This is a genomic window from Vibrio sp. Of7-15 (assembly GCF_022347565.1).
Classification (GTDB): domain Bacteria; phylum Pseudomonadota; class Gammaproteobacteria; order Enterobacterales; family Vibrionaceae; genus NORP241.
Genome location: NZ_JAKRGH010000026.1, coordinates 1 through 15,152, shown reverse-complemented (window position 1 = coordinate 15,152; position 15,152 = coordinate 1). Strand labels below are relative to the sequence as shown.

The 15,152-nt window shown below is 45.4% G+C and carries 17 protein-coding genes; 9 read left to right on the top strand and 8 right to left on the bottom strand.

Annotated elements, in window-relative coordinates:
* Nucleotides 1-6: 6 nt before the first annotated feature.
* Entirely contained in the window at nt 7-660 is a 654-nt protein-coding gene (locus MHO82_RS20535) for a hemolysin III family protein (protein WP_239187220.1), read from the top strand.
* Between the two features lie 77 nt (nt 661-737).
* On the opposite strand, the gene MHO82_RS20530 is transcribed toward MHO82_RS20535, so the two are convergent.
* From MHO82_RS20530 to def, 5 genes are all read right to left on the bottom strand, one after another.
* Nucleotides 738-2,183 (bottom strand): TrkH family potassium uptake protein, encoded by a 1,446-nt coding sequence (locus tag MHO82_RS20530; RefSeq protein ID WP_239187217.1) that lies wholly within the window; start codon nt 2,181-2,183, stop codon nt 738-740.
* A gap of 15 nt (nt 2,184-2,198) precedes the next feature.
* Nucleotides 2,199-3,575 (bottom strand): Trk system potassium transporter TrkA, encoded by a 1,377-nt coding sequence (gene trkA / locus MHO82_RS20525; protein WP_239187214.1) that lies wholly within the window; start codon nt 3,573-3,575, stop codon nt 2,199-2,201.
* Nucleotides 3,576-3,589: 14 nt separating this feature from the next.
* Nucleotides 3,590-4,867, bottom strand: coding sequence for a 16S rRNA (cytosine(967)-C(5))-methyltransferase RsmB (gene rsmB, locus MHO82_RS20520; RefSeq protein ID WP_239187211.1), 1,278 nt, complete (start codon nt 4,865-4,867; stop codon nt 3,590-3,592).
* A gap of 61 nt (nt 4,868-4,928) precedes the next feature.
* Nucleotides 4,929-5,876 (bottom strand): methionyl-tRNA formyltransferase, encoded by a 948-nt coding sequence (gene fmt / locus MHO82_RS20515; protein ID WP_239187208.1) that lies wholly within the window; start codon nt 5,874-5,876, stop codon nt 4,929-4,931.
* A gap of 9 nt (nt 5,877-5,885) precedes the next feature.
* Nucleotides 5,886-6,398: a peptide deformylase gene (gene def, locus MHO82_RS20510; protein ID WP_239187205.1), complete on the bottom strand. Its 513-nt coding sequence runs from the start codon at nt 6,396-6,398 to the stop codon at nt 5,886-5,888.
* Nucleotides 6,399-6,516: 118 nt separating this feature from the next.
* Here def and MHO82_RS20505 point away from each other — a divergent pair, with 118 nt between their 5' ends.
* From MHO82_RS20505 to MHO82_RS20490, 4 genes are read left to right on the top strand one after another with little or no spacing between them, the layout of a single operon-like run.
* Nucleotides 6,517-7,596 (top strand): LysM peptidoglycan-binding domain-containing protein, encoded by a 1,080-nt coding sequence (locus tag MHO82_RS20505; RefSeq protein ID WP_239187202.1) that lies wholly within the window; start codon nt 6,517-6,519, stop codon nt 7,594-7,596.
* 5 nt (nt 7,597-7,601) lie between these two features.
* Complete coding sequence (dprA, locus tag MHO82_RS20500; RefSeq protein ID WP_239187380.1) at nt 7,602-8,708, top strand: DNA-processing protein DprA; 1,107 nt, start codon at nt 7,602-7,604, stop codon at nt 8,706-8,708.
* Nucleotides 8,709-8,710: 2 nt separating this feature from the next.
* Nucleotides 8,711-9,184 carry a DUF494 family protein gene (locus tag MHO82_RS20495; protein WP_239187199.1) on the top strand — a complete coding sequence of 158 codons (474 nt, stop codon included), beginning with the start codon at nt 8,711-8,713 and terminating at the stop codon, nt 9,182-9,184.
* Between the two features lie 35 nt (nt 9,185-9,219).
* The gene (locus tag MHO82_RS20490; protein WP_239187196.1) at nt 9,220-9,795 is read left to right on the top strand and encodes a topoisomerase DNA-binding C4 zinc finger domain-containing protein; all 576 of its coding nucleotides are present in this window, start codon (nt 9,220-9,222) and stop codon (nt 9,793-9,795) included.
* A gap of 99 nt (nt 9,796-9,894) precedes the next feature.
* Here the strand turns inward: MHO82_RS20490 and MHO82_RS20485 are convergent, their stop codons facing one another.
* The gene (locus tag MHO82_RS20485) at nt 9,895-11,028 is read right to left on the bottom strand and encodes a 5-(carboxyamino)imidazole ribonucleotide synthase (RefSeq protein WP_239187193.1); all 1,134 of its coding nucleotides are present in this window, start codon (nt 11,026-11,028) and stop codon (nt 9,895-9,897) included.
* Between the two features lie 2 nt (nt 11,029-11,030).
* A complete protein-coding gene (gene purE, locus MHO82_RS20480) occupies nt 11,031-11,516 on the bottom strand; it encodes a 5-(carboxyamino)imidazole ribonucleotide mutase (RefSeq protein ID WP_239187190.1) in 486 nt (161 codons plus the stop codon).
* Between the two features lie 193 nt (nt 11,517-11,709).
* Between purE and tsaC the strand changes: the two genes are divergently transcribed.
* The 4 genes from tsaC to MHO82_RS20460 all read left to right on the top strand — a co-directional run bounded on the left by tsaC (nt 11,710) and on the right by MHO82_RS20460 (nt 14,379).
* Nucleotides 11,710-12,267, top strand: coding sequence for an L-threonylcarbamoyladenylate synthase type 1 TsaC (gene tsaC / locus MHO82_RS20475; protein ID WP_239187187.1), 558 nt, complete (start codon nt 11,710-11,712; stop codon nt 12,265-12,267).
* Nucleotides 12,268-12,286: 19 nt separating this feature from the next.
* Nucleotides 12,287-13,204: an oxygen-dependent coproporphyrinogen oxidase gene (hemF, locus tag MHO82_RS20470; protein ID WP_239187184.1), complete on the top strand. Its 918-nt coding sequence runs from the start codon at nt 12,287-12,289 to the stop codon at nt 13,202-13,204.
* Nucleotides 13,205-13,288: 84 nt separating this feature from the next.
* A complete protein-coding gene (aroE, locus tag MHO82_RS20465; RefSeq protein ID WP_239187181.1) occupies nt 13,289-14,110 on the top strand; it encodes a shikimate dehydrogenase in 822 nt (273 codons plus the stop codon).
* Between the two features lie 2 nt (nt 14,111-14,112).
* Nucleotides 14,113-14,379 (top strand): DUF1488 domain-containing protein, encoded by a 267-nt coding sequence (locus MHO82_RS20460; RefSeq protein ID WP_239187179.1) that lies wholly within the window; start codon nt 14,113-14,115, stop codon nt 14,377-14,379.
* On the opposite strand, the gene MHO82_RS20455 is transcribed toward MHO82_RS20460, so the two are convergent.
* Entirely contained in the window at nt 14,369-14,920 is a 552-nt protein-coding gene (locus MHO82_RS20455) for a gamma carbonic anhydrase family protein (RefSeq protein ID WP_239187378.1), read from the bottom strand. The two genes, MHO82_RS20460 and MHO82_RS20455, sit on opposite strands and share 11 nt — an antisense overlap.
* Nucleotides 14,921-15,152 lie beyond the last annotated feature (232 nt).

Here is a 15,152-nt window from a genome sequence, read left to right as displayed (position 1 = left end):
ATGAATATGAAAAGCAGCCTTACCGCGGAATACTCCGTAACAGAAGAAGTCGCTAACAGTGTGACTCATGCTGCCGGTATGCTTTTTGGTATCGTCGGACTAATTTTGCTGTTGCTCAAAGCCAGCGATGCGAATGCGGATCTGCTGACCATGACCAGCATGAGCATTTACGGTGCCAGTATGATTATTTTGTATTTGGCATCGACCTTGTACCATTCAATTTCGTATCAAAAAGCCAAGCGCTGGCTTAAAACCTTTGATCACTGCGCTATCTATCTGTTGATTGCGGGCAGTTACACCCCTTTTTTATTGGTGAGCTTACGAACGCCATTAGCCATCGGCTTGATGATTGTGATTTGGTCGATTGCGGTGATTGGCATTATTGCCAAAATAGTGTTTGTGTATCGGTTTAAAAAACTATCTTTGATCACCTACCTCACCATGGGCTGGTTATCGGTGATTGCGATTTACCAACTGGCGCAGTATTTAGCGACGGGTGGGTTGGTATTATTGGCACTTGGTGGTGTGGTGTATTCCCTTGGTGTTATTTTTTATGTGAACAAACGCATTCCTTATAATCATGCTATTTGGCACTTGTTTGTACTCGGTGGCAGTGTGTGCCACTTTCTGGCCATCTATTATTTTGTCGAGCCAAGATAGAGACAGTTCGATGTTACAGGTTAAAAAGGCGGGATATTTATACCCGCCTTTTTTGTGTTTGCGTATTACGTGAAAAGTTAGTTTTTCCAAAAGGCAGGGAAGAATAAAACCAATACCGTTAGAATTTCTAACCGCCCCATTAGCATCCCCATGCTAAGAATCCACTTTGCCGCATCCGGTAAGGAAGCAAAATTGCCTGTCGGACCGATCACCTCTCCCATTCCCGGGCCCACATTGGCAACGGCAGTCACCGCACCCGATAAGCTGGTGATGGGATCTAACCCCAAAATACTGAGTAAGGCTGCAATGACGATAATGGTGATAAAAAACGTCAAGCCAAAGGCCACCACAGAGCGAACAATATCGTCATTCACAGGGCGATGATTATAGCGCTGAACAAAAATGCCAGAAGGGTGGATGAGCTTCATCATCTGTTTTTTTAGCAGTGCGGCTGCAATTTGAAAGCGGAAAATTTTGATGCCGCCAGAAGTAGAGCCAGAACACGCACCTGCCATCATCACAAAAACGAACACGATGACCGGCAGGCTGCCCCACGCCGTAAAATCTTCGAGCCCAAATCCAGTGGTGGTGATCACTGAAATGATATTAAACAGAGAAACTCGGATTGCATCCATGACGGAGTAGTGATTGTGATACACCAGCCACAGGGCCACGATGGCGCTGGTTAACAGAACTAAGTGAATAAAGCCTCTTACTTGGGCATCACGCCAGAGCAGTTTACCGTCTTTTTTACGCAGAGCTTGAATGAAAAGCAGGAAAGGCAACCCACCGGCAAACATGAAAAAGGTGCCGACCCAATGTGCGCTATTAGAGAAGTGATTCATGGAGCCATCAGAGGTGGAGTAGCCTCCCGTGGATAAGGTGGTAAAGGCATGATTGATGGCTTCAAAAGCGCTCATGCCTGTGAACAAGTAGCCAATAAAACACATGGCGGTAAGGCTGAGGTACACAGCCACAATGTTCTTGGCGACATTTTTGGTGCGTGGGGCGCTTTTATCGGACCAATCAGAGGATTCGGTTTGGAATAAACGCATCCCGCCGACGTTAAGCATGGGCAAAATGGCCACTCCCATTACGATAAAGCCCACTCCACCGAGCCATTGTAGGGTTGACCGCCACAATAAAATGCTCGGTGCCATGTCATCGAGGCCACTGAGCACCGTTGAACCTGTGGTAGTGATACCCGACATGGTTTCAAAATAAGCATCGGTAAAACTAATGTGGTTAATAAATACAAAGGGCAGGGCGGCAAAAGCGCTGGCGATGGTCCAGACCAAGGTGGTGATCAAAAACATGTCGCGCACGTTCATCTTAAATGACGCCGTTCGACCTAAACTCAGACAAGCAAATGCTGCGAGGTGAGTTAGAATAACGGATTGACCAAACTCTAAAAAACCAGCGGTGCCAGTGAGGAAAGCCACTAAAGTGGGGATGTACATGAACAGGGCGATCTTAGATAAGACCAGCCCTATAACAAATAAAATGGATTTTAGATTTACCATGACGGCAGAAGATAATTACAAGAAGAATGGACTTGGTTGGAATAACCGTTCGACATCTGGAACGTATTTTTTATTCACTAAGAACATGACCACGTGATCATCTTGTTCGATGATGGTTCTGTCATGGGCGATCAGCACTTCATCTCCGCGAACGATGGCACCAATGGTTGTCCCCGGTGGCAGTTTGATTTTGCCAATCGCACGACCCACAACTTTAGAGGTGGTTTGGTCGCCATGAGCAATGGCTTCAATGGCTTCTGCCGCCCCGCGTCGTAGCGAAGATACATTCACAATATCGGCACGACGAACATGGGTCAACAGCGCTGAAATGGTGGCTTGTTGTGGCGAAATAGCAACATCAATGGTGCCCCCTTGGACCAAATCGACATACGCACCACGCTGGATCAGCACCATCACTTTTTTAGCGCCCATGCGTTTTGCCAGCATGGCCGACATGATATTGGCTTCGTCTTCGTTAGTGACGGCAATAAACACGTCTACTTGATCGATGTGCTCTTCATTCAGCAATTCTTGATCGGCAGCGTCTCCGCAGAAAACGATGGTGTCTTCTAAGAGCTCAGATAAACGTTCAGCTCGTTGCTGATTACGCTCAATCAGTTTTACGCTGTAGTTCTGCTCTAAGCGGCTAGCAAGGCCTGCTCCGATGTTACCACCGCCCACGATCATGATGCGTTTATAAGGCTTTTCTAAACGCTGAAGTTCACTCATGACCGAGCGGATGTGGTTACTGGCGGCGACAAAAAACACTTCGTCATCGGCTTCAATAATGGTGGTGCCTTGGGGGCGAATAGGGCGACCTTGACGGAAAATGGCAGCCACCCGGGTATCAATGTGTGGCATGTGTTCACGAAGGGCTGATAGGGCATTACCCACTAATGGGCCACCGTAATACGCTTTTACGGCCACTAAGCCGACTTTTTTCTCTGCAAAGCTCACTACTTGCAAGGCACCTGGGTATTCGATAAGGCGTTCGATGTAACCTGTTACCAACTCTTCAGGGGCAATCAGATGATCAACGGGCACCGCATCGGATTGGAACAGTTGATCTTTTTCTTTGAGATATTCTGGTGAGCGAATACGCGCGACACGGTTTGGAGTGTTAAACAAGGTGAACGCAATTTGGCAGGCGCTCATGTTGGTTTCATCCGAGTTGGTTACGGCCACCAACATATCGGCATCTTGAGCACCTGCTTCACGTAAGGTATCTGGGTGGCTGGCAAAGCCTTGAACCACCCGAAGATCGTACTTATCCTGCAGCTCCCTTAGTCTGTCTGAGCTTTTATCGACGATGGTGATGTCGTTGTTCTCACCCACTAAGTTTTCGGCCAGTGTACCGCCTACTTGACCTGCGCCAAGGATAATAATCTTCATATTAAGTGCCTACGTTACGCTTTTTCTAAAACGGCATAGTAGAAGCCGTCCATATCATCTTCACCCGGTAGAATTTGACGACCTGGGTTATTCAGATCTGATCCAATCAATTTGGCATCTGCCGTGCGTTGTAAAAAGGCACTGACTTGATCTTTATTTTCTTGTGGTGTGATGGAGCAAGTTGCATAAACCATTGTGCCACCAGATTTTAGTTGCTTCCACATGGCATCAAAAATTTCACTTTGCAGCTCTACTAATGCGTCAATGTCATTGGCACGGCGTAGCCATTTGATGTCTGGATGACGGCGGATAACGCCTGTTGCCGAGCAAGGTGCGTCCAGTAAGATGCGATCAAATTGCTCCCCTTGCCACCATTCCTGCGGGGCGCGTGCGTCACCACATACCACCGTGGCTTGTAGGTTTAAGCGTTGCAAGTTGTCGTGCACACGTTTTAGACGGTTGTCATCACAGTCAATGGCTACGACGTTGGCGTCGGTCGTGCGTTCTAAAATATGAGCCGTTTTACCACCCGGAGCCGCACAGCAATCTAAAATCAATTCGCCTGCTTTTGGTTGTAAATACTCAACAGACAGTTGGGCGGCAGCATCTTGAACCGATACCCAACCTTTATCAAAACCTGGCAGCTTTTGCACATCACACGCAGAGCCTAATTTCAAAGCATCCGGAGCGCTAGGGTGAAGAGTGGTTTCTATGTTCTCATTATTGAGCAGAGCTTGGTAATCATCACGGTTGTGGTGCTGACGGTTCACACGAAGCCACATAGGTGCTTTGGTGTTGTTGGCTTCCACAATGGTTTGCCACTGCTCAGGGTAGGCTGATTTTAACAGCTTAAGAAGCCAGCTTGGGTGACCATATTTACCCGCATCATGACTGGTGGCTTTCGTGTCTAGAGCTTCTTGATCACGCTGGTAGCTACGTAAAATGGCATTGATTAAGCCTCGTAGACGTGGCCCTTTAAGGCTTTTTGTGCCATCAACGGTTTCAGCGACAGCGGCGTGCGCTGGAATACGCATGAAGCTTAATTGGTACAGGCCCACTAAAATCAGATGATGGAAAACACGCTGCTTTCCTTTTAGCGGTTTTTCCATTAGTTCATTCGTAATGGATTCTAAACGCGGTAAAACACGCAGTACGCCATAACAAATTTCTTGTAGTAGCGCCTGATCGCGAGGTTTGACTTGCTGCTGAGCGACAGGAAGTACATTGGAAAGGGATTGCCCTTGATCGACAACTTGGAAAATAACTTTCGCTGCCGCAGCACGAACATTCATGAGCTGTTACCTAAAATGATGCAAACTGAAAAGAAAACGGCCAGCGAACTGGCCGATTGAATTAGTTAAGAACGGTGCCGACTTCAAACCAGTCTTTGCGAGAGTTCAATAAATCTTGAACCTTCATGGCTTTCTTGCCTGGTGGTTGCAGCTGTTCAAATACGATGGCGTTTTTAGCCGTGGCCACATAAATACCGGTTTTGTCAGCTTTAATAATGGTGCCTGGTTGTTCATCGCCTGAGTGGGGCTCTACACGTGATTGCCATACTTTGACGTTGTTATCAGCGGCGCTGAAGTGGCTCATTGGCCACGGATTAAATGCACGTACACAGCGCTCAATGGCCTCTGCATCTAGCGTCCAATCCACTTTGGCTTCTTCTTTACTTAGCTTTTTCGCATAGTTAGCCAGTTCATCGTCTTGTTTGGTCGCAACAGCAGTGCCATCGGCGATATCACTAAGACAGGCAACTAAAGCATCAGGGCCAAGCTCAGCCAGCTTTTCATACATGGTGGCACTGGTGTCAGTGGCTTCAATTGGCAAAGTGGCAATGCTGAGCATGTCGCCAGTATCTAGACCAATGTCCATTTGCATGATGGTCACGCCGGTTTCTTTATCACCAGCCCAAATAGAGCGCTGAATCGGTGCCGCACCACGCCAACGTGGCAAGATGGAACCATGCACATTAATACAGCCTAGTTTTGGCGTATCGAGCACGGCTTGAGGTAATAATAACCCGTAAGCCACCACTACCATGAGATCTGCATTTAGATCGGCAAGCTGCTGTTTGGCTTCATCACTTTTGAAGTTCTCTGGCTGATAAACAGGAACATCATGTTCAAGTGCGATGTTTTTTACTGGGCTGGCCGTTAATTTTTTACCACGACCTGCTGGGCGATCGGGTTGCGTGTATACCGCGATAACTTCATGGTGTGAAGACAATAATGCCGCCAAATGACGGGCGGCAAAATCGGGTGTACCAGCAAAGACAATACGTAGTGGTTTGCTCAAGGTAACCTCTTATTTGTTCTTTTCGTTAAAACGTTTAATTTTTTCTAGCTTTTGCTTGATACGCTGACGCTTTAAAGGAGATAGGTAATCAACAAACAGCTTACCATCTAGGTGATCCAGTTCGTGCTGCACACAAATGGCTAACAGATCATCGGCTTCAAACGTATATTCTTCGCCATCGCGGTTAAGCGCTTTTACCGTTACTTCTGCTGCGCGTGGCACTAAGCCGCGTGCGCCAGGAACAGACAGGCAGCCTTCTTCAATGCCATCTTCACCGCGTTTTTCGATGATTTCAGGATTGATCAGAACCATTGGCGCATCGCGCTCTTCTGATACATCGATCACCACGATGCGTTGATGGAAATCTACCTGCGTTGCCGCAAGGCCGATGCCTTCTTCGTCGTACATGGTTTCAATCATGTCATCAACGAAGGTTTGAATTTCTGGTGTAACTTCAGCCACTGGCTTCGCTACGGTACGTAGACGCTCATCTGGGAACGTAAGAACTTGCAATACAGACATAGATACTCGAAATATTGAACTGTGCCGAAAACAGCATAAACCTAATTGCTCCAATTCTAGACATTTTATTGACCAAATGACAGCATCACGGCGAATGTCTGACAAGGAAAAGCAGGCGATGAAAAAAAGTTTTCGATTTGGGTCTTCTATATTCGCATTGTTTTTATTTTGTACGCCCTCCCACCTTATGGCCGATGAGTTATCTTTAAAGCCTAATTACCCTCATTCTTATACGGTGAAACAAGGCGATACTCTGTGGGATATTTCTGCTTTATTTCTTGATAGCCCATGGCTGTGGCCAAAGTTATGGAAGCTCAATTCGTACATAGAAAACCCCCACCTTATTTACCCTGGAGATAAACTGACGTTAAGTTGGTTCAATGGCCAGCCTGTCTTGAGCCTTAAACCTTTTAAGACACTGAGCCCAAAGATGAGAATCGTAGAAAAAAGCGCTCTGCCCACTGTTTCTCCCGATTTAATCGTGCCTTATTTAGATTCAGATAAGTTGATTGATCAGTTTACGTTGGATCATGCCTTTCATGTTTTGGGGACACATGACGGTCGGCGATATTTAAGCGCTCAAGATCCTATTTATGTGGATGGCGTGTTAGAGCACCCGAAGTGGGGGGTGTATCGCGTGGTGTCTGAGTTTGCGCGTTCTGATGCAGAAAACATCACTCAGGCCTATGCATTAAAACAAATTGCGAATGCGACCTTAGTAAAGCCGCATAAAAACTTTAGTCAGTTGGCCATCACAACATTGAATCAAGAAGTGCAAATCAATGATCTCATATTGCCGATGACATCACGCCAACCAGAATCATTAACCAATAGTTTTAGCCCACATCCAGCCCCAGCAGGATTAAAAGCTTCCGTATTAGGAGCGATTAATGGTGGCAAATACATGGCGGTGAACCAAGTTGTGGTGGTTGATCGAGGGAGTGATGACGGTTTAGCACAAGGCAGTATGTTTGAACTAAAAGAGCCAAGCATGACGGTAGGTGGTTTAAAAGGGAAATACATGTACCAAACGAAAACCACGGATGATAACAACGCAATTTCATTTCCAAATAATACGGTGGGTGAGCTGATGATGATTAGAACCTATCAAAAGTTTAGTTTAGCGTTGATAACCAAAAGCACAGTGCCTGTTAGCCAGCGCTTGATGGCAGTTTCTCCTTTGACTGAGAGAGAGTAATGATGATGGGGTATGATGAAATCGATCTGTCTGCATGGTTAACATTAAGTTTTACACCAGGGATTGGTGGGCACAAGCTAACCAAGTTACTCAGTATTGATTCTCCAACAAATTTAATAAATTACAGTCGCGAACAGCTGCTAAGTATTGGCTTTAAACCTGCTCAAATTAAGCACTTACATTCCCCTTCTTTACCTATGGTGGAGCAAAGCTTGGCTTGGGCAGAGCAGGGGCAAAATCATATCCTCACCTTGGGCTGTTCAAATTATCCTATACTATTAAAAGAGATCGCTTCGCCTCCACCTATTTTGTTTGTGCAAGGTAACCCAAGTGTGTTGTCTGCGCCTCAAGTGGCATTGGTTGGGAGCCGGAATGCGAGCAGGGAAGGGTTAGAAGCTGCAAAAAGTTTTAGTTATGAGCTGTCTAATCAAGGCTATATTGTGACAAGTGGTCTCGCACTAGGGATAGATGGTTATGCGCATCAAGGAGCGTTACAGGGATCAGGCAAAACCATCGCTGTGTTAGGGTCGGGGTTAAGTGAGGTTTATCCGGCCAGACATAGAAAGCTAGCGGCAAAAATAGCAGAGCAAGGGGCTCTGGTTTCTGAATTTTGGCCCAAAGCAAAACCCAAACCGGATCATTTCCCACGTCGCAACCGAATCATCAGTGGACTTTCTACGGGGGTATTAGTGGTTGAGGCAGCAGAGCGAAGTGGTTCATTGATCACCGCGCGTTATGCGCTTGAACAAGGCCGAGAAGTGTTTGCTCTTCCTGGTTCCATTCATAATCCTACCAGCCGAGGTTGTCATACCTTAATAAAATCTGGCGCTAAATTAGTTGATCACTCAAATGATATATTGGAGGAAATTGGAGCATTAACGAAATGCACAATAAATCATCAACCAAGTCTGTTTGAGCCACAACCTGAGCAGGAACAATTGCCATTTCCTGCTGTGTTGGCTAACGTAGGGGGTGAAGCAACACCTGTAGATGTAGTAGCACAACGCTGCCAGCAGCCTGTACATGAAATCATGATGCAATTGCTTGAACTCGAATTGCAAGGTTTCGTCACTGCAGTCCCAGGTGGCTACATCAATAAGCGGAGGGGCTAGCCATGATGGATATTCTTATGTACCTGTTTGAAACTTATATTCACAGTGATGTGGACTTAAAAGTGGATCAGGATGAATTGGAAGAAGAGTTATTACGAGCCGGCTTTCATCAGCAAGATATTTACAAAGCCTTAAATTGGCTAGAGCAGTTAGCGCTATTGCAAGAAGATGATGGGCATCCATATTTGATCAGCAGTGCATCGACGTCAGTGCGTATTTTTACCGCCGATGAGATGAACCGTTTGGATGTGCAAAGCCGTGGCTTTTTAATGTTTTTAGAACAAGTGAATGTGCTTAGTTCTGAAACTCGTGAAATGGTGATTGATCGAGTTATGGGGCTGGAAACATTGGATTTTTCGCTTGAAGATCTTAAGTGGGTGATCTTAATGGTCTTGTTTAATGTTCCGGGTAACGAAAATGCGTATACCCAAATGGAAGAGTTGATTTATAACGTTGAAGAAGGTTTGCTTCACTAAACGATAATGATTGCGTGTGAATGAGTAACGTATAGATGTCTGGAAAAATTGACGAGCAGCTGTTTGGTGCTCATGAACATGCTTTAGAACATCATGAGTCTTGCCCAAGCTGTGGTGGGGAGCTTGCTATCCGCCACAGTAAGCGTGGGCCTTTTTTAGGATGTACCCAATATCCCGCGTGCGATTACATTCGTCCTTTACATCATAATGATGGTCATGTGGTCAAAGAGTTAGGCTTACCGTGCCCAAGCTGCAGCAGTGAGTTGGTATTACGCCAAGGTCGATATGGGATGTTTATTGGTTGCTCTAGCTTCCCTGAGTGCGATCACATTGAACCTTTAGAGCAAAAAAAAGAAGAAGTCGAAACAGAAGCGATAGATTGCCCGAGTTGTCGTCCTGGCCGTTTAGTTGAGCGAAAGTCGCGTTTCGGTAAAATATTTTACGCTTGTGATAATTATCCTAGCTGTCGATTTGCGGTAAATTCACAACCGATTGCGGGATGTTGTGAAGAGTGTGGTTTTCCTTTGTTGATCGAAAAGAAAACAGCCAAAGGCATACAATCACAATGTGCTGATCGAAAGTGCCACCATATTCAAAGTCAACAGGCGTAAATGAGAACGTTTGTTGTTATCCAAAGCATAAAAAAGCCAGCGTAATTGCTGGCTTTTTCGTGTGTGGTGACTGGCTTTTTTAATTATTCAGAATTCAGGTTAAATTAACTTCTCTGCGTTTTCTTTAATGGCAGGGAAAGCCCTTGGGTCTAGATGCTGAGACAGTGTCAGAAGCGTTTGACCTAAATCTGTAGCACTATTGGCTCTGACATTAATGTGCCCCATTTTGCGGCCTGCTCGTTTGTCTTTACCATACCAATGAACATGACAGGTATTCATGGCTAACACTTCGGGAGATAAAGTATCTTCACCCAAAATGTTCACCATGGCGGTTGGCTGTAGGAGTTCGGTACTGCCGAGAGGTAGATGGCAAACAGCACGCAGGTGATTTTCAAACTGACAGGTCACCGCGCCTTGTTGAGTCCAGTGGCCTGAGTTATGAACTCGTGGTGCAATCTCATTTACCAATAACGTTCCATCAACATCGAAAAACTCTAACGCCAAAACTCCCACGTAATCGAGGCTGTCTGCGACGGCGGTAAACATCTGCTCTGCTTGGTGTTGTACCGAGCTATTGGCTTCAGCAGCAATGGATAAGCTTAATACGCCATTCACATGCACATTTTCTGTGATTGGGTACATGGCCACATGACCGTTTTTGTCACGAACGCCCACCAAAGAGACTTCACGACAAAAAGGCACAAACTCTTCAGCCACAATGGCTTGGTTTGGGGTCTGAATGAGGGCTTCTTCCATTTCATGCCAAATGGAGTCGAGATCGTCATGGTTTTTTAAACGCCATTGCCCTTTGCCATCGTAGCCACCTAGCGCGGTTTTTAATACCATTGGAATACCAACGGTTTCAACAGCATCAAGAAAGTCTTGTTTGCAGTTAATGACGTGGTACTTTGCATTAGTCACACCGGCATTATCCAATAAGGCTTTTTCAATGCGACGATCGCCACCGGCTTTTATCGCCTGAGGCGTTGGGAAGAATTTATGACTGCGTTCGCAAACATCCAGCACATCATAAGGAATGTGCTCAAACTCGGCGGTAATGGCATCGGCATGAGCAATCGCATTATCTAGCCCTTGCATCATGATCTGCTGAGTAAGTGGATGAACAACAGTTTGTGAGTCAACGTCGTAAGCAAACACTTCAATATTAAGTGGGGCTCCGGCTAACGCCATCATACGTGCAAGTTGACCAGCACCTAACACCAAAACCTTCATGATTAATCCTCTGCTGGATTTGGGTTGCTAAGAACCGTGTCAGTTTGCTCTTTACGGAACGCTTCGATTTCCGCCATGATCGTTTCATCGTGCGTACCTAAGATTTGTGCCGCTAAGATCCCGGCATTGGCCGCACCCGCTTCACCAATGGCCAGCGTACCTACCGCGATGCCTTTTGGCATTTGAGCAATCGAAAGAAGAGAGTCCATGCCCTTTAAAGCACGAGACTGAACAGGCACCCCTAATACAGGCAAACTAGTGAACGCCGCTGCCATTCCTGGTAGATGGGCAGCGCCGCCAGCGCCGGCAATAATGACTTTAATACCGCGTTCTTTTGCGCTTTCAGCGTATTCAGCTAAAAGATGTGGGGTACGGTGAGCTGAAACAACTTTGGTTTCGTATGGCACGTTAAAGCGATCTAACATCTCAGCGGCTAGCTTCATGGTAGGCCAGTCCGATTTAGAACCCATAATAATACCGACTTTCATTCCGCACTCCTTTCAATATAAATCAGGCTAAAGGTCATTTTTGCGCGCATTATACGAGTATTTTGAGTTAAGGAAAACGTTTGCGTAGGCTTGGTTACATTTTTATTGTATTTGCTTAACGTTATCCCGTGGTGAGTTTTACAGGGAATTTGTAGAATGTTGGTCAGAGAATCAGCTTAGGGTAAGAAAAGACATGGATAATTTTGATCAAGTAATTGAGGCATTACAACAAGGCGACGTGATTGCCTATCCGACAGAAGGGGTGTTTGGGGTTGGTTGTGATCCTGATAATGTGCAAGCCATCGAAAAATTATTGCAGCTTAAGCAACGTCCAGTGGAAAAGGGATTAATTTTAATCGCAGCGGACTATGAGCAAGTCGAGCCATACGTGGATGACAGCCAATTAAGCGAAGAGCAAAAAAACGCGATTTTTTCAACGTGGCCAGGTCCTGTGACTTGGGTTATGCCAGTCAAAAAAGAAACGTCCAATATGCTGACGGGGCAATTTGATTCTATAGCTGTACGTATTACCGATCACCCTCTAGTTCGTCAACTATGTTCTGAATTCGGTAAACCTATTACATCGACCAGTGCAAACTTAACTGGTGAGCCACCGTGTCGCACCACTGAAGAAGTTTATGCGCAGTTGGGCACACATTTAACGGCGATACTTGAAGGAAAGACCGGAGGAAGAGACAATCCAACGGAAATCCGCGATGCGCGCAGTGGCCAAACTCTGCGTCAGGGCTAAATAACAATAAGGGTAACCGATGGGTCAAGTTGATAAGGGTGCAGTAAAGGCGTTTCTCCTCCAGCTACAAGACAATATTTGTCAGCAGTTGGAAGAAGCGGATGGTCAATCCACATTTGTAGAAGATGCTTGGCAAAAAGAGGCGACAGATCGTCTTGGTGGTGGTGGTCGAACACGTGTGATGACCGATGGCGCTGTATTTGAACAAGGCGGTGTGAATTTTTCGCATGTCACTGGTAAATCCATGCCTGCGTCTGCAACCGCTCATCGACCTGAATTAGCGGGCCGCAGCTTTGAAGCCATGGGGGTTTCTTTAGTTATTCACCCTCGTAATCCTTATATCCCGACGTCTCATGCGAATGTGCGTTTCTTTATTGCCGAAAAAGAAGATGAAGCCCCAATCTGGTGGTTTGGCGGTGGATTTGATCTAACACCGTTTTATCCATTTGAAGAAGATTGCCAGCATTGGCATGACGTCGCCAAAGAGTTATGTGCTCCATTTGGTGAATCGGTGTATGCCGAGCATAAAGCGTGGTGTGATAAATACTTTTTCTTACCACACCGAGATGAAACACGTGGTGTAGGTGGTTTATTTTTTGATGATTTGAATCATTGGGAATTTGAAAAATGTTTGGATTATATTAAAGCCGTCGGGGAAGGGTTTACCCAAGCTTACGTGCCGATCGTGAATAAACGTAAGGACACCGAATATGGTGAACGTGAGCGAGAGTTCCAGCTATACCGCCGGGGTCGTTATGTGGAGTTTAACTTAGTGTATGACCGAGGCACTTTGTTTGGTTTACAAAGCGGTGGTCGAACAGAGTCCATATTGATGTCGATGCCACCACTGGCTCGTTGGGAATATCGCTATGAGCCAGAAGAAGGGTCACCAGAAGCGCGGTTATACAGTGAGTTCTTAAAACCAAGAGAGTGGTAAAGCCATAGCTTGGTTTTCCTGATCAGCAATGTTAGGGTCATCTAAATACGAGATGGCCCTTTTTAATTTCAGGCAGAGGCTAACATGGACAGATATGCCGTATTCGGTAACCCAATCAAACACAGTAAGTCCCCTTTTATTCATACCTTGTTTGCACGTCAAACCACACAAGAGATGGAGTACACATTAAAAGAAGTACCCATTGATGGTTTTGCAGCTGCTGCAAACGCGTTTTTTGCCCAAGAAGGTAAAGGTTGCAATGTGACCGTACCTTTTAAAGAAGAAGCGTATCAATTTGCTGATCAACTTACTGAAAGGGCAAAGCTGGCAGGGGCGGTGAATACCCTTAAGAAGTTAGATGATGGTGGTATTCTTGGTGATAACACCGATGGCGAAGGGTTAGTACAGGATTTATTACAATATCAAACACCATTAAAAGGCAGCCGTATTTTATTGATTGGTGCTGGTGGAGCTGCCCGTGGCGTAGTTTTACCTTTATTAGAGCAGCAGCCATCAGAAGTGGTCATTACCAATCGTACGTTATCAAAAGCAGATACACTGGCTGAACAATTTAAGCCTTATGGTAAGGTCACGGCAATCGCGATGGATGAATTGGCTAATCAACATTTTGATGTGTTGATCAATTCAACCTCGGCCAGTTTGCATGGCAAATTGCCAGAAGTTCCAGCTTCGATTATTCAGGCTCATACCGTGTGCTATGACATGATGTATAGTAAAGAGCAGACATGTTTTAACTTGTGGGCACAAGAAGTGGGTGCAGCACAAACTTATGATGGTCTAGGTATGTTGGTCGGCCAAGCGGCAGAAAGTTTTATGTTATGGCGAGGTCTGCGTCCTGGTACTAAACAAGTATTACGTGAATTGAGAAAAAACTTAGAAGGCTAATCATGAATCAAAATATCCTTTTTCCAGATGATCAAACGTGGGATGTCGAGAGAGAAGTCATTTGTTTTCCGGCCCAACAAGCGGGCTCATTGATTCAGTGTGTGGTCGATAAGGAATGGCTAGAAAAAGTTTCCGGTAGTGTGATCGACGACAGTGCACAAGCATTAGAAGCATTTAGTCAGTGTCGGTTTGATGCGGAAGATGAGGCTGAAGCTCTAATAGAAGATGAGAGCTTCAACTCTTCAGGTGAAATTGAGATTAAATTGTGATGTTTCTGACTTCATTCAGGTAATCATTTTTATTCACAACATAGTTATCTGCTGATTTTTGTAAAAAGGCTTGTTCTTTCTCTGTTAAAGGACGAGCCCGTTTTACGGGGCTACCGACATAAAGGTAGCCGCTTTCCAGTCGTTTTCCTGGCGGTACTAAACTACCTGCACCGATCATTACGTCACTTTCAATATGGGCATTATCTAGAACAATGGCCCCCATACCAACTAATACTCTATCTTCAATAATACAGCCGTGCAGCATGACTTTGTGACCAACTGTGACATCATTGCCAATAAGCAGTGGATAGCCGTCAGGGTTGTCGGCATTTTTATGGGTGACATGTAAGACACTGCCATCTTGGATATTCGTGCGTTCACCAATCACTATATGATTGACATCCCCTCGTGCAGCAACAAAAGGCCAAATACTCGAATCATCACCAAGGGTAATGTCCCCAACTAATACTGATGATGCATCTATATAGACGGATTTGCCTATTTTAGGGGTAATGCCTTTATAGCTTCGTAATGTGGTCATCATCGTTTTTCCTTATTAATAGACCTTTATTCTTAGGTTATGCTGAAAAAAGAATCAAAAAAAGGTCTTTTTGGTGTAAAAATCATCACTCAAATAAATTATCCTTTTTTTTTACGAAAAGCGCTTGCTAATGTGATCGAACTCTCTATAATGCCGCCTCACTGACACGGAGAGCGGCATCCAATAAGGATTCAGCCTCTACTCAGTTAGGACATAAGACCTAAAGAAATAA